Raw genomic sequence first — 23,107 nt, 5'->3', positions numbered from 1 at the left:
TCACGCTCCCGAGGCGACGAGAAGGGCGGCGACCGCCAGGACGACGGTGCCGGCGAGCAGCGCGCTCACATAGGTCTGGACGTTGCCGGTCTGGGCGCGCCGTACGGCGAACCCCAGCCAGCGGGGCAGTGCGCCCGCACCGCGGACGTAGGTCTCCACGACCTCGCGGTCGAGGAACCGGACCAGCCGCGCGCCGGCCTGCACGGGGCGCACGAACAGCGCGTCGTACAGGGCGTCCAGGTGGAAGCCGACAGCCGCGTGGCGGTGCAGCGGGCCGAGCAGGAGCCGCCCGGGGTCCGCCGGGTCGGGGGCGGAGGCCACGTCGCCGTAGGCGGGTGCGTGCGTCGCGATGGCCTCGGCCTCGACCTGCGCCGCATCGGCCTCCGGGTGGGCGGCCACCGCGCCCAGAGGGGTTCCGGCGGCGAGCCCGGCGAGGTGCCGCCAGGCGGCGAAGGTGACGAGTCCGCCTGCCAGCGCGAGGCCGGTGCCCACTACGGAGGTGGTGAGGGTCGGGGCGAGGTCGTCGCCGTCGAACCAGTCGGGGAGCGTGCGGTAGGCGAGCGCGCCGAGGGCGAGGGAGGGCACCGCAAGCACCCACAGCACCACCGTCATGGTCAGCGGCTGGCGGCCGTGATCGGGCGCTTCGGCTCCCTGGCCGCGGAAGGCCAGCAGCCACAGACGGGTCGCGTAGGCGGCGGTCAGGAGGGCGGCGACCAGCCCGGCGACGAGGACGATCCAGCCGGCGGCGCCGGGGACCTGCGCGCTGTGGCCGGTGGTCGCGTGCTCGGCTGCGCCGAGGACCGACTCTTTGGAGAAGAAACCGCTGAACGGCGGGATGGCGGCGAGCGCGAGGAGCGCCACGGTCATCGTCCAGTAGGCGTCGGGGACACGGTCGCGCAGGTGGCTCATGCGGGACATGGCGGCCAGCGAGTTGGTGCCGGCGGCGTGGATGACCACACCGGCCGCGAGGAACAGCAGCGCCTTGAAGGCGCCGTGCGAGAGGAGGTGGAAGACGGCGGCGCTCCGGTCGCCGACGGCGAGGGCGCCCGTCATGTAGCCGAGCTGGCCGATCGTCGAGTAGGCGAGGACGCGCTTGATGTCGTCCTGGGCGAGCGCGGCCAGACCGGATCCGACCATCGTGACGCCGGCCATCACGGCGAGCACGACCATCGCGGCCGCCGAGGCCTCGAAGACCGGCAGGAGACGGGCGACGAAGTAGACGCCGGCGGCGACCATCGTCGCGGCGTGGATCAGCGCGGAGACGGGTGTGGGGCCGGCCATCGCGTCCGGGAGCCAGGTGTGCAGCGGGAACTGCGCGGACTTCCCGGCCACGCCCGCGAGGAGCAGCAGGGCGACGACGGTCGGATGGTCGAGTCCGCCGTGCGCGACGGCGCCGAGGACCTTCGTGATGCGGAAGGAGCCGGCGTCGGTGCCGAGGGCGAACAGGCCGATGAGGAAGGGGACGTCGCCGAGCTTGGTGACCAGGAAGGCCTTGATGGAAGCGGCGCGGGCCTCCGGGGTCTCCCAGTAGTGGCCGACGAGGAAGTAGGAGCAGATGCCCATGACCTCCCAGCCGACCAGCAGCACGATCAGGTCACCGGAGTAGACGACCAGCAGCATCGCGGAGGTGAAGAGGGAAACCAGCGCGGCGTACGAGGCATAGCGCGGGTCGTCGCGCAGGTAGCCGGTCGAGTAGATCTGCACGCAGGTGGCCACGAGAGCGACCAGGACGGCGACGAGGGCGGCGAATCCGTCGATGTGCAGGGCGAGTTCGATCGGGACGGATCCGGTGGGAGTCAGCTCGGTGGCCGCGTCGACTGCCGCGTCTCCGCCCTGGCGCACCGCGACCGCCGCGGCCAGCGCGAGCGCGGCGAGGGTCGGCAGGACGGCGAGCGGGCGGACGAAGCCGGGTGCGGTTCGGCCCAGGAGCAGGCCGGCGGCTGCGCCGAGGAACGGAAGGAGGGGGACGAGGACGGCGAGGGTGGTCGTGGTCACGCGGTGGCCTCAGCCTTCTCGGCGGCCGCTCCGGTCGCGGGGGCGTCGCTGTCGGAGCCGTCGGCGGCGGGGGTCTCGTGGCCCTCGGCGGTGTCGCGGAGCCGGTCGACGTCGGCGGTGCCGCGGTTGCGGTGGACGGCGAGGACGATCGCCAGGCCGATGCCGATCTCGGCGGCGGCGATGGCGATGGTGAACAGGGTCAGGGCCTGACCGGAGTGCAGGGTCTCCTCGGCGGTCCTGCTGAGCCAGACGTCGAACGCGACCAGGTTGAGGTTGACGGCGTTGAGCATCAGCTCGACCGACATCAGGATCAGGATCGCGTTGCGGCGGGCGAGGACGCCGTACAGGCCGGTGCAGAAGAGGAGAGCGGAGAGGACGGCGGGATAGGCGAGGTGCATCAGCGGGCGCCTTCCTGCTCGGCCGGGTTCTGCCGGGCGTCCGGGACGGTGGGAGAGCTCTCGGATTTTCCGGAACTGTCCGTGACGGGTCGGGAACCATCAGTGACGACCCGGGCGTTCACAGGGGGAGAGCTCGAATCGGCTTTCGCCTTGCGGGACAGGACGATCGCGCCGACCAGCGCCGCGAGGAGGAGGACGGAGAGGGCCTCGAAGGGAAGGACCCAGTTCTGGAAGAGGCTCGCGCCGGTGACCTCGGTCGAACCGGCGGCCGGGCCGTCCAGCTCGATCCAGGTGGCACGGAAGGCGTCGACGACCACCCAGACCAGGGCGGCGGCCGCGGCGACGGCGACCGTGAGGGCGGCCCAGCGGTTGCCGGAGTCCGCGTCCGGCGAGCGGCCGATGGGGGCCTTGGTGAGCATCAGACCGAAGAGGAGGAGCACGACGACGGAACCGACGTAGATGAGGACCTGCACCCAGGCGATGAACTCGGCGGTGAGCAGGAGGTATTCGACGGCCAGACCGCCGAGGGCGACCACGAGCCACAGAGCCGCGTGCACCAGCTGCTTGGTGGTGACGGTGACGAGGGCGGCGCCGAAGGTGACCAGTCCGACGAGAAGGAAGGCGATCTCGACGCCGGTCGGGGAGAGGAAGCCGTGCGGGGCCTCGGCGAGGGTCACGCGTCTCCTCCCTCGGGCCCGGTGGACTCCGGCCCGGTGGACTCCGGCCCAGTGGACTGAGGTCCGGTGGACTCGGGTCGGGTGGACAGGGGTCCGGTGGACTCGGGTTCGGTGGACTCGGCTCGGGCGGCGGCGGACAGCTTCTCGGCCGTCTTGCGGGCGGCCGCGATCTCCTTCGGCTCCTCGGCGGCCGGGTCGAGGGCCGGTGGGGCCGGCACGGTCCACATCCACTCGCGGAGCTTGTCGCGCTCGTGGGTGAGCTCGTGGATGTCGGTCTCGGCGTACTCGAACTCCGGGGACCAGAACAGCGCGTCGAAAGGACAGACCTCGATGCAGATACCGCAGTACATGCAGAGCGAGAAGTCGATGGCGAAGCGGTCGAGCACATTGCGGCTGCGCTCGCGTCCGCCGGGAGCGGCGGGCGGCACCGTCTCCTTGTGGGAGTCGATGTAGATGCACCAGTCGGGGCACTCGCGGGCGCACAGCATGCAGACCGTGCAGTTCTCCTCGAACAGTCCGATGACCCCGCGGGTGCGGGGCGGGAGTTCGGGCTGGGCGTCCGGGTACTGCTGGGTGACGGTCTTCCGCGTCATCGTGCGGAGGGTGACGGCCAGGCCCTTGGCGAGGCCGCTGCCGGGGATCGACAGACGGGGCCGCCCGGAGGAAGCCGCCGGGGCCGCCGGGGTGTGGTGGTCGGGTGACGGGCGGGACATGGCTACTGGATCACCACCTTGACGATGCCGGTGAGGGCGATCTGGGCGAGAGAGAGGGGGACGAGCAGGGTCCAGGAGAACTTCTGCAGCTGGTCCTCGCGCAGGCGGGGGTAGGTGACGCGCAGCCAGATGACGACGAAGGCGAGGACGGCCGTCTTGAGCAGGGTCCAGACCCAGCCGAGGCCGTCGCCGCCCCAGGGGCCGTGCCAGCCGCCCAGGAAGAGGACGGTGGTCAGCCCGCACAGGACGACGATCCCGGCGTACTCGGCGAGGAGGAAGAGAGCGAAGCGCAGGCCGGTGTACTCGGTGTAGGCACCGAAGATGATCTCCGAGTCGGCGACCGGCATGTCGAAGGGAGGGCGCTGGAGTTCGGCCAGACCGGCGATGAAGAAGACGACCGCTCCGGTGATCTGCCAGGGCAGCCACCACCACTCGAACGCGTCGACGATGCCGGGCAGGGAGACCGTCCCGGCCGCCATCGCCACCGAGGCGGCGGTGAGCAGCATCGGCAGTTCGTAGGCGAGCAGCTGAGCGGCGGTGCGCAGGCCGCCGAGAAGGGAGAACTTGTTGGCGCTGGCCCAGCCGGCCATGAGGGAGCCGAGCACGCCGACGCCCATCACGGCGAGTACGAAGAAGATCCCCGCGTCCAGGACCTGGCCCACGGCGCCCTCGCCCGGGCCGATGGGGATGGCGAGGAGGACCAGCAGATACGGCAGGAGGGCCACGGCCGGCGCGAGCTGGAAGATCCGGCGGTCCGCGCCCGCGGGGACGATGTCCTCCTTCTGCGCGAACTTCACGCCGTCCGCGACGAGCTGGGCCCAGCCGTGGAAGCCGCCCGCGTACATCGGGCCCAGGCGGCCCTGCATATGGGCCATCACCTTGTGCTCGGTCTGACCGACGATCAGGGGGAAGGTGAGGAAGACGACGAAGACGACCAGAAGTCGCAGGGCGACGTCGAGAGCGTCGTTCACTGCGGGCCTCCTGCGGGGTCGTCATCGGGGGCGGGACGCTCTGAACTCGGGGGCTCGGAGGTCGGACGCCCAGGGCGCGGACGCTCGCGACTCGGACGCTCGGGACTCGGGTCTGCTGCCGGCTCTTCGTCCGCCTGCGGCTTCGGGGCGGCCGACGGCTCGTCCGCTGCCTGAGGCGTCGGGGTAGCCGTCGCCTCGTCGTCCGCCTGCGGCTTCGGGGCGGCGGGCGGCTCGTCCGCTGCCTGAGGCGTCGGGGTAGCCGTCGCCTCGTCGTCCGCCTGCGGCTTCGGGGCGGCCGACGGCTCGTCCGCTGCCTGAGGCGTCGGGGCGGCCGACGGCTCGTCCGCTGCCTGAGGCGTCGGGGTAGCCGTCGCCTCGTCGTCCGGAGGCGGCTTCGGGGCGGCCGTCGCCTCGTCGTCCGCCTGGGACTTCCGGGCGGCCGGCGGCTCGTCGTCCGCCTGCGGCTTCGGGGTAGCCGGCGCCTCGTCGCCCGGCTGCGGGGCGTCGAAGGCGGGGCGGGCGTGGTGCCAGGGGGCGTCGGACGAGCGGGGGGCCGTGGAGGGGCGGGCCGGGGGGTCGGAGGGGGCCGCCGGGGACTGGGGGCGCTGGGAGGCGGAGCCCTGGGAAGCGCTGCGGGCGCGGCGCGGTCCCGCCGGGGTGCCCGGGGTCGCTGGAGTCGGGTCGGCGGTGGGCGGTGCTGTCGCAGGCGGCGTGGGTGCCGTGCCGGGGCCGCCCGTGGAGTCGGACGCTGTCGCCGGGGGCGGTGTCGCCGTCGGGGCCGTCTGGCTGGATGACCCCTGGGAGGCGGTGCGGGCGCGGCGGACGGGGCGGTCGCCTGTCGCACGGGCGGCCGGGGTTCGGGCGGGGCGGGCCGGGGCCGGGGGGAGCTGGCCCTTCAGGGGTCCCCACTCGTTGGGGTCGGGGACACCCGGGGGAAGCATCTGCCGGCGCTTGGGTCCGCCGTGCTCGGACTCGCCGGGCTCCTTCGCGCCGGGCCAGGCCTTGGCGACGCGGGCTGCCAGGACGAAGTCCTTGCGCAGGGGGTGACCCTCGAATGTCTCGGGAAGGAGGAGGTGGTCGAGTGCGGGGTGGCCTTCGAAGGCGACGCCGAACATCTCGTGCGTCTCGCGTTCGTGCCAGGCGGCCCCCGCGTAGACGTCGACGGCGGAGGCGAGGGTCGGGGCGTCGTGCGGGATCGTCGTGCGCACCAGCAGGCGGCGCACCGGGGACAGGGCCACGACGTGCGCGGAGACGCGGAAGCCGGTGCCGGGTTCGTCGACGGCGCTCAGCCAGTCGAAGTAGGTGCAGGACAGCCGGTCGCGGGCCACGCGCAGGGCGGCGGTCCAGGCGGCCGGCGGGACGTCCACGGTCAGGACGTCGTAGGACTCCTCGGCTGTGGCGTCCGGGCCGAAGAGGTCCTCGGCGGGGGCGGGGAGCCACCCGGTGGTGGTCATCGGTCCTCCTCGGCCGGCTCCGCCGGTGACACCGGGGGGCGTACCAGGCCGCTCTGCAGGGCCGCGGTCGAGGGACGCGACGGGGCAGGGCGGGCGGGGGACGTGGCGTAGCGCTCGTCGAGGGACTCGCGCGCGATCTTCTCCTGGAGTTTGAGGATGCCCTGGAGCAGGGCTTCCGGGCGGGGCGGGCAGCCCGGCACGTAGACGTCCACGGGGATGATCTGGTCGACGCCCTTGGTCACCGAGTACGAGTCCCAGTAGGGGCCGCCGCAGTTGCTGCACGCGCCGAAGGAGATGACGTACTTCGGCTCGGGCATCTGCTCGTAGAGGCGCTTCACGGCCGGGGCCATCTTGTCCGTGACCGTGCCGGAGACAATCATCAGGTCGGCCTGGCGCGGACCCGGCGCGAAGGGGATGACACCGAGGCGGATGAAGTCGTGGCGGGCCATCGAGGCGGCGATGAACTCGATCGCGCAGCAGGCGAGGCCGAAGTTGAAGACCCAGAGCGAGTAGCGGCGGCCCCAGTTCAGGATCACCTTCATCGGCTCGGGGGCGAGTCGGGCGAGGGAGCCGAGCCGCCTCGGCTCGGGCAGCAGAACGGGCTCCGACGCCGCCTGTTCCGGCGTGGCCGGCCGGGGCGCGTTCGGTTCCGGCGTCACGCCCATGTCAGGACGCCCTTCTTGTATGCGTACAGCAGGCCCACGGTGAGGAAGCCGAGGAAGACGAACATCTCGACGAGCGTGGTCGTGCCGTAGCCGGGGGCGGCGAAGACCGTCGCCCAGGGGAAGAGGAAGATCGAGTCGACCGCGAAGATCACGTAGAGGAAGGCGTAGACGTAGTAGCGGACCTGGGTGTGCGCCCAGCCCTCGCCGACGGGGTCGACTCCGCACTCGTACGTCAGAAGCTTCTCCGGGGTGGGGACCACCGGTCGCAGAAGGCGTCCCGCGCCGAAGGCGACGGCGACGAACAGCACGCCGACGACGGCGAGCAGCCCGACGACGGAGTAGGACTGGAAGTAGTCGGCCGCAAAGTCCGCCGCGACATCGACGGTCGGTTCCCGCACGTCCGTCCCCTCGCTCCCTGACCTCAGCCTCTTCGGCGGCAGGCCGGTTCGACGATCTGTACGCACGGGAGTCTAGGCCCTGATAAAGAGACGGTAAGCAGCCCGTCACAGGTCGGGACGCGAGGCGGGGGTTTTCCCCCGGTAGCGGAAGGCGGCAGACCTCATGGCGCGGGGTCGCACGGGGCGGCAGGCTGGCCCGTATGACCGCTTCCGCCAGCCGTTCCGCCGTCCCTTCGGGTTCCTTCGGACCACCGGGCCCGGGGCACGACGACCGTCTGCCTCCGGCCCGTGCCGCGTTCGATCCCCAGACGTGGCGGGAGATCGCGCATCTGCTCACCAATCTGCCGATGGCGTTGATCGGGTTCACCTATGTGATGGCGGTGATCGTCACGGGGGCCGCGATGACCGTGACGGTGGTGGGGTTCCCGTTGCTCGCGCTCGGGCTGGGCGGGGCGCGGCTGATGGGCCGGTTCGAACGGGCTCGGGCGCGCAAGCTGCTCGGGGTGCGGATCGACGAGCCGAGCCCGCTGCCGCTGCGCAGAGCGGGCGGCCTGCTGCAGCGGCTGTGGCTGGCGCTGAAGGACCCGGTGGCGTGGCGCACGGTGCTGTACGACCTGATCCGGCTGCCGTGGGGCGTCGTCACGTTCAGCGTGGTGGTGCCCTCGCTGTTCGTGCTGTGGCCGGTGCTGCCGTTCCTGGCGCGCGGGCTCACCAACGCGGACCGGGCGATGGTGCGGGGTCTGCTCTCCCCCTCCGACGAGCTGGAGCGGCGCATCGCGGAACTGGAGTCCGACCGCGGGGTCGTGGTCGACACGGCGGCCGCCGATCTGCGGCGCATCGAGCGCGATCTGCACGACGGGGCGCAGGCCCGGCTGGTGAACCTGGCGATGGGGCTGGGTCTGGCCAAGGAGAAGCTGCTGGAGGGACAGGCCGACGACGTCGTCGCGGCGATGGTGGAGGAGGCGCACGGCGAGGTGAAGCTGGCGCTGCAGGAGCTGCGGGACCTGGCGCGCGGCATCCACCCGGCCGTCCTGACCGACCGCGGGCTGGACGCGGCACTGTCCTCGGTGGCGTCGCGCTGCACGGTGCCGGTGAAGGTGACCGCCGACCTGACGAGCAGGCCGGCGCAGGCCATCGAGGGCATTGCCTACTTCACCGTCTCGGAGCTGCTGCAGAACGTCAGCAAGCACAGCGGGGCCCGGTCGGCCTCGGTCGACGTGTGGCGGACGGACGACCGGCTGCTCATCCAGGTGTGGGACGACGGCCGGGGCGGCGCGCGGCTGGACGGCGGATCGGGGATGCGGGGGCTGGCGGAACGGCTGGACGCGGTCGACGGGCTCTTCGTCGTGGAGTCGCCGGAGGGGGGTCCCACGACGGTGACCGCGGAGCTCCCCTGGCGGGACCGGGGCGGGAAGCCGTGACCGCGCGAGGTAGGGAAAACCCCCCTTCCGAGAGGCCGACGGACTCCATGGTCCGCGCGGCGGCCGCCGAGGAGGCTGGGAGGTAGGGATCGACAGCCGCGCGATGAGCGGGGACGAGCAGAACGGACGACGCCGATGACCACGCAGTACGACGACCGGCACGACCAGTACGGGCAGCACGACCAGTACGGGCAGCACGACCAGTACGGGCGGCACGACCAGTACGCGGGGCACGACGGGAACGAGCGTGACGGGCGCGGGTACGGGCCTGTGGCCGAGGCCGGGCAGCGGGTCCGGGAGCGTCGGCACCTGCTTCCGGCGGGACTGCGTGAGCCGCTCACCGCGCGCCACTGGCGGGAGCTCCTGTACGTCCTGCTGAGCCTGCCCATCAGCATCGTGCTGTTCACCTTCGCGGTAACGACGGTGTCGCTGGGGGCGGGCCTGCTGGTGACGTTCCTCGGCATCCCGGTGCTGGCGGCGGGCCTGACGGCGTGCCGGGGCTTCGGGGCACTGGAGCGGGGCCGGGCGCGTGGACTGCTCGGTCTGGAGGTGGCCGCCCCCGAGCCGCTGCGGCCGCGCGGAAGCGGTGCGACGGCCTGGATGGCGGCCGTCCTCAAGAGCGGCACGTCCTGGCGGAACGCCCTGTACGCGGTGCTGCACATGCCGTGGGCGGTGTTCTCGTTCGGCGTCACGGTGGCGGTGTGGTCGGCCGGCTGGAGCATGCTGACGTATCCGCTGTGGTTCTGGGTCTTCCCGATGTACGCCGGTCAGGGCGGCATCCAGCTCTACGGCGACCAGCACCACAGCGTCTACCTCGACAACCCGTTCGAGATCGCCGTGACGGCGCTGGTGGGACTGCTCATCACGCTGGCCACGCCGTGGATCGTGCGGGCGCTGACGACGGTGGACCGCCTCCTGGTGCACGGGCTGCTGGGGCCGTCGTCGCTGGGTGCGCGGGTGGTGGAGCTGGAGTCCGACCGCGGGATCGTGGTGGACACGGCGGCGGCCGATCTGCGGCGCATCGAACGCGATCTGCACGACGGGGCGCAGGCCCGGTTGGTGGCGCTGGCGATGGATCTCGGCATGGCGAAGGAGAAGCTGCGGGACGACCCGCAGACGGCGGCGCGGATGGTCGGCGAGGCGCACGGCGAGGTGAAGACGGCGCTGCAGGAGCTGCGGGACCTGGCGCGCGGCATCCACCCGGCCGTCCTGACCGACCGCGGGCTGGACGCGGCACTGTCCTCGGTGGCCTCGCGCTGCACGGTGCCGGTGAGGGTGGACGTGGACCTGGCCGAGCGGCCGGCTCCGGCGATCGAGGGCATCGCCTACTTCACCGTCTCGGAGCTGCTGCAGAACGTCAGCAAGCACAGCGGGGCCCGCTCGGCCTCGGTCGACGTGTGGCGGACGGACGACCGGCTGCTGCTGCAGGTGGCGGACGACGGGGTGGGCGGAGCGGACGCCTCCGGCGGGGGGTCGGGGCTGGCCGGGCTCGCCGGACGGCTGGACGCGGTCGACGGGATCCTCGTCGTGGACTCACCGGTGGGCGGTCCCACCCGGATCACCGCGGAACTGCCCTGGCGCGGCGGCCAGGTCTGAGACCTTCGGCCTCGCGGCCCTCGTCTCCCCCGGTCTCCCGTCACGCGGCTGCGGCCCCTCCGCTCCCAGCACCCGGCTACGGGCCCCCTCCTCTCCGCCCCCGGCTCCCAGCCCCTCCTTCCATCCCCCGGGCTCCCGGCCCCCCTTCCATCCCCCGGGCTCCCGGCCCCCCCTTCCATCCCCCGGGCTCCCGGCCCCCCTTCCATCTCCCGGGCTCCCATTCACTCCTTCCGTCACCCGGTCCCGGTCCCTCTCCTTCCGTCGGCCGGCTCCCGGTCCCTCTCCTTCCGTCGCCCGGCCCCACGGCCCCCTCCTCTCGTCGCCTCGGCCGGCGGCTGAAAAGGCGGTGGGCCGGGGCCGTTTTCACGTCGTCCTCCACCCGGGCCCGACTCTTGCGGGATAGAGACGAGCCTGTTGCTGAAATGCTTGACTGGTTCGAACGACGGGTGGACGGCTGGGGGGCCGAGGATCGTGGAGGACAGGGTGCGGGTGGTCATCGCCGAGGATTCGGTGCTGTTGCGGGAGGGACTGACCCGGTTGCTCACCGACCGTGGGCATGACGTGGTCGCGGGGGTCGGCGACGCCGAGGCCCTGGTCAAGACGATCACCGAACTGGACGACGAGGGCGCGCTGCCCGACGTCGTCGTCGCGGACGTGCGGATGCCGCCGACCCACACGGACGAAGGCGTGCGGGCCGCCGTCCAACTGCGCAAGGCACACCCCGGACTCGGCGTGCTGGTGCTGTCACAGTATGTGGAGGAGAGGTACGCCACCGAACTGCTGGCCGGTTCCAGTCGCGGGGTCGGATATCTCCTCAAGGACCGGGTGGCCGAGGTGCGGGAGTTCGTGGACGCCGTGGTGCGGGTCGCCGAGGGCGGCACCGCGCTGGACCCGGAGGTCGTGGCGCAGCTGCTCGGCCGGAGCCGGAAGCAGGACGTGCTGGCCGGGCTCACCCCGCGGGAGCGGGAGGTCCTCGGGCTGATGGCCGAGGGGCGGACCAACTCGGCGGTCGCCCGGCAGCTGGTCGTCAGCGACGGGGCCGTCGAGAAGCACGTCAGCAATATCTTCCTGAAGCTCGGACTGTCTCCGAGTGACGGAGATCACCGCCGGGTACTGGCAGTTCTCACCTATCTGAATTCATAAACAGATGGCACTGTGCCGTGCGTCGGGTGAGGAAATCAGAGGGGGGAACTCGGAGGAAGCGGCGGAGATACATCACAGAACCGCGGCGGGATTCCGGAGCGTCTGACGGAGGAGAGCCGGGGGGCGGGAAATCATGGTTAGCGGGGGTGCCGGGCCGTCTCGGGACAGTGACCGTCATACGAATGGCCGAAGGAAGGCGACCCTTACCGACGTAGGGTTGATCCGTGGAGGGCCTTCGGGAAGGGCGCTCCGGGACAGCCGCCTCGAGGGAGGTCCAGTTCAGTGACCAGTCAGGTCAGCCCAGCAGAACAGGCCGACGGAACCGACGGAGCGGATGCGGCCGTCGTGGGAGAGCAGCGCAAGCCCGGCGGGACGAAGGACGTCCGCCGCCTCGACCGGGTGATCATCAGGTTCGCGGGGGACTCCGGCGACGGCATGCAGTTGACGGGTGATCGTTTCACTTCGGAGACGGCGTCGTTCGGCAACGACCTGTCGACGCTGCCGAACTTCCCGGCCGAGATCCGCGCCCCCGCGGGAACGCTGCCGGGGGTGTCGTCGTTCCAGCTGCATTTCGCCGATCACGACATCCTCACTCCGGGCGACGCGCCGAATGTGCTGGTGGCCATGAACCCGGCGGCGTTGAAGGCGAACATCGCCGATGTGCCGCGCGGGGCCCAGATCATCGTCAACACGGACGAATTCACCAAACGCGCCATGCAGAAAGTCGGGTACGCGGCCTCGCCGCTGGAGGACGGCTCCCTCGACGGTTATCAGCTCCACCCGGTCCCGCTGACCACCCTGACCGTCGAGGCTCTCAAGGAATTCGACCTCACCCGTAAAGAGGCCGAGCGCAGCAAGAACATGTTCGCGCTCGGTCTCTTGTCGTGGATGTACCACCGGCCCACCGAGGGCACCGAGAAGTTCCTGAAGTCGAAGTTCGCGAAGAAGCCCGACATCGCGGCCGCCAACATCGCCGCGTTCCGGGCCGGCTGGAACTTCGGGGAGACGACCGAGGACTTCGCCGTCAGTTACGAGGTCGCCCCGGCCGCCCAGGCCTTCCCGGCCGGCGTCTACCGCAACATCTCCGGCAACCTGGCCCTGTCCTACGGCCTCGTCGCCGCCTCCCGGCAGGCCGATCTGCCGCTGTTCCTGGGCTCGTACCCGATCACCCCGGCCTCGGACATCCTGCACGAACTGTCGAAGCACAAGAACTTCGGCGTGCGCACCTTCCAGGCCGAGGACGAGATCGCCGGGATCGGCGCGGCGCTGGGTGCGGCCTTCGGCGGGTCGCTGGCGGTGACCACGACGTCCGGTCCCGGCGTGGCGCTCAAGTCGGAGACGATCGGCCTCGCCGTGTCGCTGGAGCTGCCGCTGCTCGTGATCGACATTCAGCGCGGCGGGCCGTCGACGGGCCTGCCGACCAAGACCGAGCAGGCGGACCTGCTGCAGGCGATGTACGGCCGCAACGGCGAGGCCCCGGTGCCGATCGTGGCCCCGCGCACCCCGGCCGACTGCTTCGACGCCGCGTTGGACGCGGCCCGTATCGCCCTCACCTACCGCACCCCGGTGTTCCTGCTCTCGGACGGCTATCTGGCCAACGGTTCGGAGCCGTGGCGCATCCCGTCGCCGGACGAGCTGCCGGATCTGCGCGTGCAGTTCGCGCAGGGCCCCAACCACGCCCTGGCCGACGGCACCGAGGTCTTCTGGCCCTACAAGCGCGACCCGCACACCCTGGCCCGCCCCTGGGCGATCCCCGGCACGCCGGGTCTGGAGCACCGCATCGGCGGGATCGAGAAGCAGGACGGCACGGGCAACATCTCCTACGACCCGGCCAACCACGAGTTCATGGTCCGTACCCGTCAGGCCAAGATCGACGGCATCGAGGTCCCGGACCTCGAGGTCGACGACCCGCACGCCGCCCGGACCCTGGTGCTGGGCTGGGGCTCCACCTACGGGCCGATCACCGCGGCGGTACGGCGGCTGCGCGCCGCCGGGACGCCGATCGCGCAGGCCCATCTGCGTCACCTGAATCCCTTCCCGCGCAACCTCGCAGCGGTGCTGAAGGGGTACGACAAGGTCGTCGTCCCCGAGATGAACCTCGGCCAGCTCGCCACCCTCATCCGCGCCCGCTATCTCGTCGACGCCCACTCCTACAACCAGGTCAACGGCATGCCGTTCAAAGCCGAGCAGCTCGCCGCGGCGCTCAAGGAGGCCATCGATGACTGAGACGTCGACACACCGCCCCGGCGGCACCCCCGAGGCGCTCACCCTCGTGCCCAAGGCCGAGGCCCGGCAGTCCATGAAGGACTTCAAGTCGGACCAGGAGGTCCGGTGGTGCCCGGGCTGCGGCGACTACGCGATCCTCGCCGCGGTGCAGGGCTTCATGCCGGAGCTGGGTCTGGCGCGGGAGAACATCGTCTTCGTCTCCGGGATCGGCTGCTCGTCGCGCTTCCCGTACTACATGAACACCTACGGGATGCACTCCATCCACGGCCGCGCCCCGGCCATCGCGACGGGCCTGGCCTCCTCGCGCAGGGACCTGTCGGTCTGGGTCGTGACCGGCGACGGCGACGCCCTGTCCATCGGCGGCAACCACCTCATCCACGCCCTGCGCCGCAACGTCAACCTCAAGATCCTGCTGTTCAACAACCGGATCTACGGCCTCACCAAGGGCCAGTACTCCCCTACCTCCGAAGTCGGCAAGATCACCAAGTCGACGCCGATGGGCTCCCTGGACTCACCCTTCAACCCGGTGTCCCTCGCCATCGGCGCGGAGGCATCCTTCGTCGCCCGCACCGTCGACTCCGACCGCAAGCACCTCACCGAGGTGCTGCGCCAGGCTGCCGCCCACCCCGGCACCGCGCTGGTCGAGATCTACCAGAACTGCAACATCTTCAACGACGGGGCGTTCGACGCCCTGAAGGACCGTGAGACCGCCGAGGAGGCGGTGATCCGGCTGGAACACCGGCAGCCCATCCGGTTCGGGGCAGGGCTGGCCAAGGGAGTCGTCCGCGACCCGGCGACCGGCGATCTGGAGGTGGTGGCGGTGACACCGGAGAACGAGGCCGACGTCCTGGTCCACGACGCGCACGCCACGTCCCCGACCACCGCCTTCGCCCTCTCCCGTCTCGCCGACCCCGACACCCTGCACCACACGCCCATCGGCGTGCTGCGCTCGGTGGAACGGCCCGTCTACGACACGCAGATGGCGGACCAGCTCGACACCGCCGTCGAGCAGCACGGCAAGGGCGACCTCGCCGCGCTGCTGGCGGGCGGCGACACCTGGACCGTCGCCGGCTGAGACGTACGGCGCGGGCGGACGCGGCGCACCCCGGCGCGATGCGATGCGCGATCGGACGCGGTACGCGATGGGCGCGTGCGACGCGGTGAGCGGCTAGCGGGCCCGGGACCTGTGGTCCCGGGCCTCGTCGTATGTCCGGCGGGCCTGCTCCACGTCGGGCATGCGCCGGTGCGTCCAGTCGGCCAGTGCGCGCACCTGCTCCGCGGCCTCCCTGCCGAGGTCGGTGAGGGAGTAGTCGACGCGGGGCGGGATCACCGGCTTGGCGTCGCGGTGGACCAGGCCGTCCCGCTCAAGGGTCTGCAGGGTCTGGGTCAGCATCTTCTCGCTGACCCGCCCGATCGCCCGGCGCAGTTCGCTGAACCGGTACGAGCGGTCGAGGAGGCGGATCAGCACGAGGACGCCCCAGCGGCTGGTGAGGTGCTCCAGGACCAGCCGGTGCGGGCACATCGTGTCGTCGGCCCTCTGGGTGCTTACTGCCATGCCAGTACCTTACTTCAAAGTGGGTACTTTCGCTGAGTTAGCGCACCACCTATGGTTAGCGCATCACCGCAGCCCCCACCAGGAGTGTCTGAAGCCATGAGCATCGTCGTCACCGGAGCCACCGGAAACCTCGGCCGTCACGTCGTCGAGCAGCTGCTGGAGAAGGTTCCCGCAGAGCAGATCACCGCCGTCGTGCGCGACGAGGCCAGGGCCGCCGACCTCGCCGCCCGCGGCGTCAGGCTCGCCGTCGCCGACTACAACGCGCCCGAGTCCTTCGACGGCCTCTTCGCCGCCGGCGACAAGGTGCTCCTCATCTCCGGCAACGAGTTCGACAAGGGTCGCGTCGGCCAGCACAAGGTCGTCATCGACGCCGCGAAGGCCGCGGGAGTCGCCCTCCTCGCCTACACCAGCGCCCTCGGCTCGCTGACCGCCGCCCTCGCCGACGACCACAAGGGCACGGAGACGGCTCTCCTCGCGTCCGGCCTCCCCTACTCGCTGCTGCGCAACGGCTGGTACAACGAGAACTACACCGAGCAGCTGGCCCCCGTGCTGCAGACCGGCGCGGTCACCCAGGCCGCCGGCGAGGGCCGCGTCGCCTCCGCCGCCCGGGCCGACTACGCCGCCGCCGCGGTGGCCGTCCTCACCGGCGAGGGGCACGAGAACACGACGTACGAGCTGAGCGGCGACACCGCCTGGAGCTTCGCCGAGTACGCGGCCGAGCTGAGCCGGCAGACCGGACGGGAGATCGCCTACAACGCGGTCTCGGTCGACGACTTCGTCGGCATCCTGACGACCCACGCCGGACTCCCGGGCCCGCTCGCCGCGATCCTGGGCGGCGTGGAGGCGTCCATCGCGAAGGGCGAGCTGGCCGGCACCAGCGGCGACCTGTCCCGGCTGACCGGACGTTCCACCACCCCGATAGCCGACTCGATCGCGGTCGCGCTCAAGGGCTGACGCGCCTCGGCGCGGGTACGCGGCTCACCCCGCCCCCGTCTGTCATGACCGTATGGCGATACGGGCATGACAGGCGGGGGCGCTCGGCGTTACCGTCGTCCACGCATGCCCGACGTGGGAGGGCCTGCCGCGAGAGAGAGGGGCCCGTGGTGGCCGGGACGTCGAAGAGCGAGGGCCGGATAGGTCTGCTGAACGGCTTCGCGGCGTACGGGATGTGGGGCCTCGTGCCGCTCTTCTGGCCGCTGCTCAAACCGGCCGGGGCGACCGAGATCCTCGCCCACCGCATGGTGTGGTCCCTCGCCTTCGTCGGCGTGGCGCTGCTCGTGGTGCGACGCTGGGCGTGGGCCGGAGAGCTGCTGCGGCAGCCCCGTCGGCTGGCGCTCGTGGTGGTCGCCGCGGCCGTCATCACCGTGAACTGGGGCGTCTACATCTGGGCCGTCAACAGCGGCCACGTGGTCGAGGCGTCCCTCGGGTACTTCATCAACCCGCTGGTCACCATCGCCATGGGGGTGCTGATCCTCAAGGAACGGCTGCGGCCCGCGCAGTGGGTGGCGGTCGGCGTCGGCTTCGCGGCGGTGCTGGTGCTGACCATCGGCTACGGCCACCCGCCGTGGATCTCCCTCTGCCTCGCCTTCTCGTTCGCCACCTACGGGCTGGTGAAGAAGAAGGTCAACCTCGGCGGGGTCGAGTCGCTGACCGCCGAGACCGCCGTCCAGTTCCTGCCCGCGCTGGCCTACCTGATCTGGCTTTCCGTGCACGGCCACGCCACCTTCGCGACGGAGGGCACGGGGCACGCGGCGCTCCTCGCCTCCACCGGTGTCGTCACCGCCCTCCCCCTCGTCTGCTTCGGCGCGGCGGCGATCCGCGTGCCGCTGTCCACGCTGGGTCTGCTGCAGTACCTGGCCCCCGTCTTCCAGTTCCTGCTCGGCGTCGTCTACTTCGACGAGGCGATGCCGCCCGAGCGCTGGGCCGGCTTCGGCCTGGTCTGGCTCGCGCTGGTGCTGCTCACGGCGGACGCGTGGCGCTTCGCGCGCCGCCCGAAGAGGCACGTCGAGGTGACCGAGGCGTCGATGGCGACACCCGCCCCCGCGGACGCCTGACGACCGCACGCCTGACGACGCGGACGCCTGACGACCAGACGCCTGACGACCAGACGCCTGACGACCGGACGCCTGACGACCGGACCCCCTTCCGGGCGATCCTCGGGCGCGGCGGCGTGCTCGCTGGTTGAGTGGACGGCATGACGCAGACACCCGCATCGTCGTCCTCCGCCGCATCCCCGACCTCCCCCGCCTCGGAGTCCGAGGCCGCCTCCGCGGCCGCGCCGCCCACGCCCGTGCACTGGAAGCTCGTGATCGACGCCGCCGACCCGCACGCGCAGGCCGACTTCTGGGCCGCGGCGCTGCACTACACGGCCGAGGACAACGCCGCTCTCATCGAGCGGTTGCTGGAGACGGGCGCGCTGCCGGGCGCGGCGACGGTGGAGTTCCACGGCCGGTCCGCCTTCCGGGACCTGATCGCCGTGCGCCACCCCGACGACCCGTACGACCCCGACAGCGGCACCGGACTCGGACGGCGGCTGCTGTTCCAGCGGGTTCCGGAGGCCAAGACGGCGAAAAACCGGCTCCATCTGGATCTGCACCCCGGTGCGCGGCGGCGGGCCGAGGAGGTGACGCGGCTGACGGCGCTGGGGGCGAGCGTGCTGCGGGAGGTCAAGGAGCCGTCCGGTGAGTGGGTGGTCATGGCCGACCCCGAGGGGAACGAGTTCTGCGTGCAATAGGGCGTGTTTCGGCAGCAGCGTCGTCCGCCCGAAGCGCAGACGGACTGTCGAACACGCCCTGGGCCGGACGGTGGGCCCCGCGCGCGGGTCGCCGCGTCGGGGCGGCCGGGTCGCGGACGCCGATGCCCCGGGTCCGGCGTCCTTTTGTCCGAGCCTGCGTCCTGTGTCGCGTTGGCGCTCTTGACGCGTAGTCAGCGAGAGTTCACCATCCTGGGACCCCACTCACTGTGGAATCCCTGTGATCCGGTGATTCCCGAGGAATTCGGAGCCCCCACATGAAGCTCCCCGTCTCCGGCCGCGCGGCGGCCGCCGGCGCCGCCTCGATTGTCATGCTCCTGACCATAGGATCGACGGCGGGCGCGGCCCCCGCACCCGGGCCCGCCCCCCTCGCCGCCGCCCCCGACATCCCGGTGGCCAACGTCAAGGCGCACCTGGCCCAACTGCAGTCCATAGCCACCGCCAACGGCGGCAACCGCGCCCACGGCCGGGCCGGCTACAAGGCCTCGCTCGACTACGCGAAGGCCAAGCTGGACGCCGCCGGGTACACCACCGTCGTCCAGCAGTTCACGTCGTCCGGGCGCACCGGCTACAACCTGATCGCCGACTGGCCCGGCGGCGACACCGGCCGGGTCGTCATGGCCGGCTCCCACCTCGACAGCGTCACGGCGGGCGCGGGCATCAACGACAACGGCTCCGGATCGGCGGCTGTGCTGGAGCTCGCCCTGACCGTGGCCCGGACCGGCTACCAGCCGACCAAGCACCTGCGGTTCGCCTGGTGGGGCGCCGAGGAGCTGGGCATGGTCGGCTCCCGGTACTACGTCAACAACCTGTCCTCGACGAACCGCGCCCGAATCAGCGGCTACCTCAACTTCGACATGATCGGCTCGCCGAACCCGGGCTACTTCGTCTACGACGACGATCCGGCCATCGAGAAGACCTTCAAGGACTACTTCGCCGGCATCGGCGTGCCGACGGAGATCGAGACCGAGGGCGACGGCCGCTCCGACCACGCCCCCTTCAAGAACGCGGGCGTGCCGGTGGGCGGCCTGTTCAGCGGCGCCGACTACACCAAGACGGCGGCGCAGGCGGCCAAGTGGGGCGGCACGGCCGGCCGGGCCTTCGACCGCTGCTACCACTCGTCCTGCGACACCTCCGCCAACATCGACGACACGGCCCTGAACCGCAACGCGGACGCAGCCGCGTACGCGGTCTGGACGCTGTCCTCCTGACGAGGTTCCTGACGGGGTTCCTGACAGAGCTCCTGACGGCTTTGCCGAGGGCCTCCCCGACGGCGTTCGTGACGGCGTGCCCGACGGGGGCCCCGGCACTGTCGTCCTGACCGGGGCCCGGCCCGCGCCGGGCCACGCTGCGTCTCCTGGTCGCTACCCGCTCCTGGCCGCTACCCGCCCGACCTGCGGGCGCGTGCGGCCAGCCGGAGCATGCGCGCGCGGGCCGACTCCAGCTCCTCGACGTCGTCCGCGGCGGGGCCCTCCTCGGCGGTGAGCTCCGTCCACAGGCCGAGGAGTTCCGTCCCCAGGTTGAGGCCCTGGAAGGGGTCGCGCACGGCACGCCAGGCCGCGGCCGCGCTCTGGACGTTGCCGTACGCGCCCTCCCCGTCCCCGGCCCGGCGGTGGATGCCGGCCAGTTCGAGGGAGAGATGGAAGGCCCGCAGCGGGTCACCTGACAAGTAGGCGATGTAGGCGCTGAGTTCGCGCAGCCGGAGCACTTCGGGGTGCTCCGGCCCCAGCGTCCCGGACGCCTCCAGCACGGTCCGCTCCGCGAGTTCGGTCGCGACGTCCGTCCGGCCCGCCCGTACGGCCTCGTTGATCCGGGCGATCGGCTCGGCGAGGAGCGCGGGCGCTCCGCCGTCTCCCTGGAGGGTGCGGGGGTCGTCCCCGAGCACCGCCTCCGCGACCGCGTCGAAGCCCCGGGCGGGGGTGGGTTTGAGGTCGGGATCCAGGCCCGAGACGGAGATGAGCCCCTCGGGGACGAGCGGCGTGGGGCTGGGGGTCGAGGTGAGGGTGGAGGGAGGGGCGGAGACGGGAAGCGGGAGCGGAATCGGGACCGAGGGCGGGTTCGGTGCCGGGGGCGGTGTCAGGGCCGGGGCCGGGAGCGCGGTCGGGGCCGGGCTCGCGGCTTCCGGGTTCGGCTGCTCGTCCATCGCCGGGGGCGGGCCGAACACGCCGGTCGGGGCGGCGACCGTGCCGGGTGCCGGAACGTCGCCCGGGAATTCCCCGGAGTCCGGCCAGGAACTCGTCGCGCCTTGCGGCTCCGGGGCCGACTCAGGGACCGGCTCCGGTACGACCCGGAGTGCGTACGTGGGGGCCGGGTCCGGGTACGAGACCGGCGTCCGCGCCACCACCGCCTCCGCCTCGGGCACCGTGGGCAGGGGGAACGTGGGGGTGACGTCCCGCACCGGCTCGGACACCGGGCGCAGGAGGTGCGTGGCACTGTCCCGCCGGGGCTCGGACGGCCGTCCCTCCTGGACGACGGCGGGTGCGGCCGGGGCGGCGGGCGCGACCGGCGCGGAACTCACCGGAGCGGAGACGAACGGGGCCGGCGAGCCCGGCTCCGACACGCTCGAGGCCGAAGAGCTCGAAGCCGAAGAGCTCGATGTCGACGAGCCAGAGACCGACGAGCTTGCGGCTCCGCCCCGCGACGTCGCCTGGGTGTCCTCGGACACGACCGGCGGAGCCGTGAGCGGCGGAGCCGGGGCATGGGCCGGAGTCGCGAGCGGCGGAGCCGGGGCAGGCGCCGGGGCATGTGCCTGGGCCGCCGGGACCGGGGGCGCCGGTGTGCGCAGGGGCTCCGCCGTGAAGTGGCTGGAGCCGTCCGGGTCCACGCGCAGGGGGACGACGTAACCGATGCGTTCGTCGTGGACGGTGGCGAGGACCGAGTGGCCGGTGGCGAGGGCGATGCGGTGCAGGTGGCCGAGGACGGCGCGCTGGATCTCCTCGCCGTCGACCGCCGCGACCGGCACACCCCCTATCGTCGCCGTGCCGCCCGCGCCCCCGCGCACATGGACGTCGAGCGGCGCCACCACGGCGGCCGGGGGGCCGGCGTGCTTCTGTTCCCGCTTCTTCTCGCGGCTGAGTCGAGACATCGGTTCCTCACTCGGATGCGCCGTCACGCTCCGGTCGTCCACGTACGCATACATGTACACGTACTGTTGAGTCTCTCCGAGCGCTCCCGGTCCTCACGTCACCACGACGTCACAGCCTCGTTCCAGGAACCCACGCCCCCCTCTCGGGACCGCGCCGGGAACCGGCCGGAACCCGGGCGGGCCCGGAGGAGCGGCGACGACCGGGAGGAACGCGGGGATGTGGACGACGGACGGGCAACGGGGGCCGGACATCTGGATCCGCGGGCCGGTGCCCGCACCGGACCCGGTGCCGCCGCCCCACCCCCCTGTCGCCACGCCCCGGCGCTTCTCCTGGGTCGCCACGCACGGCGGGGCCGGCAGCACGACGCTCGCGGCGGTCTACGGCGGCCACGACTGCGGGCGCGGGTGGCCCGGCGCCGGCGATCCGCCGTCCGTCCTGCTGGTCGCCCGCACCCATGCGACGGGGCTGGAGTCCGCCCTGCGCGCGCTGGAGGCGTTCCGACGCGGGGGCGCCCCGCAGGGGCTCGACCTGGACGCGGTGGTTATCGTCGCGGACGCGCCGGGACGGCTGCCGCGGCCGCTCGTCCAGCGGGTTCGGGAGATCGAATCGGTCATCGACGTCTACCGCGTGCCGTGGGTGGCGGACTGGCGGCTCGGCGACCTGGCCGGCGGCCCGCCGCGCGAGACCCAGCCGCTGTCCCGCCTCACCGGGGCGGCGGCCGGACGGGCCCGCTGAGCGGGCGCGGGCCGGCCGGGCACGTCCCGGGATGAGGGCGGCCGGCCCCTGGGAGTGGCCTGCGGCCGTGGAGCTCGCCGGGGCGGTGCGGGCCGGGCGGCTCACGGCGGTGGACGTCGTCGGCGAGGCGCTCGGCCGGATCGCCGCGGCCGACCGTTCCCTGTGCGCGTTCGCCGAGGTGTGGGAGGAACGGGCCCGTGCAGCGGCGCGTGAGACAGACGCGCGGATCGCGGCGGGCGAGCGGCTGCCGCTGGCCGGGGTGCCCATCGGCGCGAAGGGGCGGTACGGGCTGCGTTCGGCGGGCCCGCTGATCGCCGCCGGCTGTGTGCCGGTGGGGGCGACCGCCGTGCCCGGCGCGGAAACGCCCTGGCAGACGTGGGGACTCGGCGCCCACGGCCGGACGGTCAATCCCTGGCGTGCCGACCGCACGCCCGGCGGCTCCTCGGCGGGCGCGGCGGCAGCGGTGGCCGCCGGCCTCGTCCCGCTGGCGACCGGCAGCGACGGCGCGGGCTCGGTGCGCATCCCGGCCGCGTGGTGCGGGGTGATCGGCCTGAAGACCACGAACGCCCGTCGACCGCCCGGGGAGCGGGAACAGGACCACGAGCACGAGTACGAGCGGGAACAGGAGCAAGAGCAGAAACGGGAGCGGGGGCGGACGGGAGGGCGGTCCGGGGACCGTACGGGGCTGGCGGCGCCCGGTGTGATCGTCCGGTACGCGGCGGACGCCGCGGCGTACTGGCGGATCACGGCCCGGGAAACCGCTACAGAAATGACCGAAAGAGCGAACCCCGATCCGCCCGTCGCCGCCTTCTCCCCCGATCTGGGCTTCGCCGGCCCCGACCCCGAGCCGGTCGCCCTGGCCCGGGCCGCCGCGACGCGTCTCGCCGCGGCCGGAATCGTACGGCTGCCGCCCTCAGTGACCCCGCCGCGCCTGGAGGACCCCGCTGCGGCCTGGCTGGCGCTGCGCACCCCCGGCGCGGACCGCGGCCCCGCCGAACGCGTCCGTGCGGCGAACGACCGGCTGCTGGCCGCGTTCTTCGCACGGGCGGACCTGCTGCTGACGCCCACCACCCCGAACCCCGCGCACGGTCACGAGGGCCCGGGTGACCGGTTTTCGACGGCGCTCACCTGGGCGTTCAACCTGAGCGGTCATCCGGCGACCAGTCTCCCCGCGGGGATCGGCGAGGACGGCTGTCCGCTGGGACTCCAGATGATCGCGGCCCACGGCGGCGAGGCGACGCTGCTGGACGCCGCCCGGGCCGCCGAGAGCCGGCACCTCCTGAGCTGACCGTATATACTTGCGTGCACATTTAATGCAGGCG

21 protein-coding genes are annotated in these 23,107 nt (G+C 72.4%); 11 read left to right on the top strand and 10 right to left on the bottom strand.

Annotated elements, in window-relative coordinates:
- From QF032_RS23335 to QF032_RS23300, 8 genes are read right to left on the bottom strand one after another with little or no spacing between them, the layout of a single operon-like run.
- On the bottom strand, positions 1-1,995 hold the full coding sequence (locus tag QF032_RS23335) for an NADH-quinone oxidoreductase subunit 5 family protein (protein ID WP_307057343.1): 1,995 nt from the start codon (positions 1,993-1,995) through the stop codon (positions 1-3).
- Positions 1,992-2,393 (bottom strand): NADH-quinone oxidoreductase subunit NuoK, encoded by a 402-nt coding sequence (gene nuoK / locus QF032_RS23330; protein WP_307045260.1) that lies wholly within the window; start codon positions 2,391-2,393, stop codon positions 1,992-1,994. The genes QF032_RS23335 and nuoK overlap by 4 nt, the downstream gene beginning before the upstream one ends.
- Entirely contained in the window at positions 2,393-3,070 is a 678-nt protein-coding gene (locus tag QF032_RS23325; RefSeq protein ID WP_306949799.1) for an NADH-quinone oxidoreductase subunit J family protein, read from the bottom strand. The genes nuoK and QF032_RS23325 overlap by 1 nt, the downstream gene beginning before the upstream one ends.
- Complete coding sequence (locus tag QF032_RS23320) at positions 3,067-3,783, bottom strand: NuoI/complex I 23 kDa subunit family protein (protein ID WP_307057341.1); 717 nt, start codon at positions 3,781-3,783, stop codon at positions 3,067-3,069. The genes QF032_RS23325 and QF032_RS23320 overlap by 4 nt, the downstream gene beginning before the upstream one ends.
- Positions 3,784-3,785: 2 nt before the next feature.
- The gene (locus tag QF032_RS23315; protein WP_307045258.1) at positions 3,786-4,754 is read right to left on the bottom strand and encodes a complex I subunit 1/NuoH family protein; all 969 of its coding nucleotides are present in this window, start codon (positions 4,752-4,754) and stop codon (positions 3,786-3,788) included.
- Positions 4,751-6,208 (bottom strand): NADH-quinone oxidoreductase subunit C, encoded by a 1,458-nt coding sequence (locus tag QF032_RS23310; protein ID WP_307057339.1) that lies wholly within the window; start codon positions 6,206-6,208, stop codon positions 4,751-4,753. Before QF032_RS23310 ends, QF032_RS23315 begins: the two co-directional genes overlap by 4 nt.
- Complete coding sequence (locus tag QF032_RS23305) at positions 6,205-6,873, bottom strand: NADH-quinone oxidoreductase subunit B (RefSeq protein ID WP_307045256.1); 669 nt, start codon at positions 6,871-6,873, stop codon at positions 6,205-6,207. Before QF032_RS23305 ends, QF032_RS23310 begins: the two co-directional genes overlap by 4 nt.
- Positions 6,864-7,271 carry an NADH-quinone oxidoreductase subunit A gene (locus QF032_RS23300; RefSeq protein WP_107442472.1) on the bottom strand — a complete coding sequence of 136 codons (408 nt, stop codon included), beginning with the start codon at positions 7,269-7,271 and terminating at the stop codon, positions 6,864-6,866. The genes QF032_RS23305 and QF032_RS23300 overlap by 10 nt, the downstream gene beginning before the upstream one ends.
- Before the next feature lie 200 nt (positions 7,272-7,471).
- On the opposite strand from QF032_RS23300, the gene QF032_RS23295 reads away from it, so the two are divergent.
- The 5 genes from QF032_RS23295 (at position 7,472) to QF032_RS23275 (ending at position 14,732) form a co-directional block, all read left to right on the top strand.
- The gene (locus tag QF032_RS23295; RefSeq protein ID WP_307045255.1) at positions 7,472-8,692 is read left to right on the top strand and encodes a sensor histidine kinase; all 1,221 of its coding nucleotides are present in this window, start codon (positions 7,472-7,474) and stop codon (positions 8,690-8,692) included.
- A 135-nt stretch (positions 8,693-8,827) separates the two neighbouring features.
- A complete protein-coding gene (locus QF032_RS23290; protein ID WP_307057338.1) occupies positions 8,828-10,288 on the top strand; it encodes a sensor histidine kinase in 1,461 nt (486 codons plus the stop codon).
- 471 nt (positions 10,289-10,759) lie between these two features.
- Entirely contained in the window at positions 10,760-11,431 is a 672-nt protein-coding gene (locus QF032_RS23285) for a response regulator transcription factor (protein WP_266726382.1), read from the top strand.
- Positions 11,432-11,713: 282 nt separating this feature from the next.
- Positions 11,714-13,657, top strand: a complete 1,944-nt coding sequence (locus tag QF032_RS23280) for a 2-oxoacid:acceptor oxidoreductase subunit alpha (RefSeq protein WP_306949806.1) — start codon at positions 11,714-11,716, stop codon at positions 13,655-13,657.
- Positions 13,650-14,732 (top strand): 2-oxoacid:ferredoxin oxidoreductase subunit beta, encoded by a 1,083-nt coding sequence (locus QF032_RS23275; RefSeq protein WP_307045252.1) that lies wholly within the window; start codon positions 13,650-13,652, stop codon positions 14,730-14,732. The genes QF032_RS23280 and QF032_RS23275 overlap by 8 nt, the downstream gene beginning before the upstream one ends.
- 93 nt (positions 14,733-14,825) lie before the next feature.
- On the opposite strand, the gene QF032_RS23270 is transcribed toward QF032_RS23275, so the two are convergent.
- On the bottom strand, positions 14,826-15,212 hold the full coding sequence (locus tag QF032_RS23270) for a winged helix-turn-helix transcriptional regulator (RefSeq protein ID WP_307045251.1): 387 nt from the start codon (positions 15,210-15,212) through the stop codon (positions 14,826-14,828).
- 96 nt (positions 15,213-15,308) lie between these two features.
- Here QF032_RS23270 and QF032_RS23265 point away from each other — a divergent pair, with 96 nt between their 5' ends.
- The 4 genes from QF032_RS23265 (at position 15,309) to QF032_RS23250 (ending at position 19,175) form a co-directional block, all read left to right on the top strand.
- Positions 15,309-16,166 carry an SDR family oxidoreductase gene (locus tag QF032_RS23265; RefSeq protein WP_307057336.1) on the top strand — a complete coding sequence of 286 codons (858 nt, stop codon included), beginning with the start codon at positions 15,309-15,311 and terminating at the stop codon, positions 16,164-16,166.
- A gap of 149 nt (positions 16,167-16,315) precedes the next feature.
- Entirely contained in the window at positions 16,316-17,266 is a 951-nt protein-coding gene (rarD, locus tag QF032_RS23260; protein WP_307057334.1) for an EamA family transporter RarD, read from the top strand.
- Between the two features lie 140 nt (positions 17,267-17,406).
- Positions 17,407-17,946 carry a VOC family protein gene (locus QF032_RS23255; RefSeq protein WP_373430374.1) on the top strand — a complete coding sequence of 180 codons (540 nt, stop codon included), beginning with the start codon at positions 17,407-17,409 and terminating at the stop codon, positions 17,944-17,946.
- Between the two features lie 275 nt (positions 17,947-18,221).
- The gene (locus QF032_RS23250; protein ID WP_306949812.1) at positions 18,222-19,175 is read left to right on the top strand and encodes a M28 family metallopeptidase; all 954 of its coding nucleotides are present in this window, start codon (positions 18,222-18,224) and stop codon (positions 19,173-19,175) included.
- A 170-nt stretch (positions 19,176-19,345) separates the two neighbouring features.
- On the opposite strand, the gene QF032_RS23245 is transcribed toward QF032_RS23250, so the two are convergent.
- Positions 19,346-21,049 (bottom strand): tetratricopeptide repeat protein, encoded by a 1,704-nt coding sequence (locus QF032_RS23245; protein ID WP_307057332.1) that lies wholly within the window; start codon positions 21,047-21,049, stop codon positions 19,346-19,348.
- A 217-nt stretch (positions 21,050-21,266) separates the two neighbouring features.
- Between QF032_RS23245 and QF032_RS23240 the strand changes: the two genes are divergently transcribed.
- Both QF032_RS23240 and QF032_RS23235 read left to right on the top strand, forming a co-directional pair.
- Positions 21,267-21,785 carry a DUF6668 family protein gene (locus QF032_RS23240; RefSeq protein ID WP_307045247.1) on the top strand — a complete coding sequence of 173 codons (519 nt, stop codon included), beginning with the start codon at positions 21,267-21,269 and terminating at the stop codon, positions 21,783-21,785.
- 31 nt (positions 21,786-21,816) lie between these two features.
- On the top strand, positions 21,817-23,073 hold the full coding sequence (locus QF032_RS23235) for an amidase family protein (RefSeq protein ID WP_307057330.1): 1,257 nt from the start codon (positions 21,817-21,819) through the stop codon (positions 23,071-23,073).
- The last annotated feature ends 34 nt before the right edge of the window (positions 23,074-23,107 follow it).

This window comes from Streptomyces achromogenes, from assembly GCF_030816715.1.
Lineage (GTDB): Bacteria > Actinomycetota > Actinomycetes > Streptomycetales > Streptomycetaceae > Streptomyces > Streptomyces achromogenes_A.
This window is presented reverse-complemented; position numbering and strand designations above follow the sequence as displayed.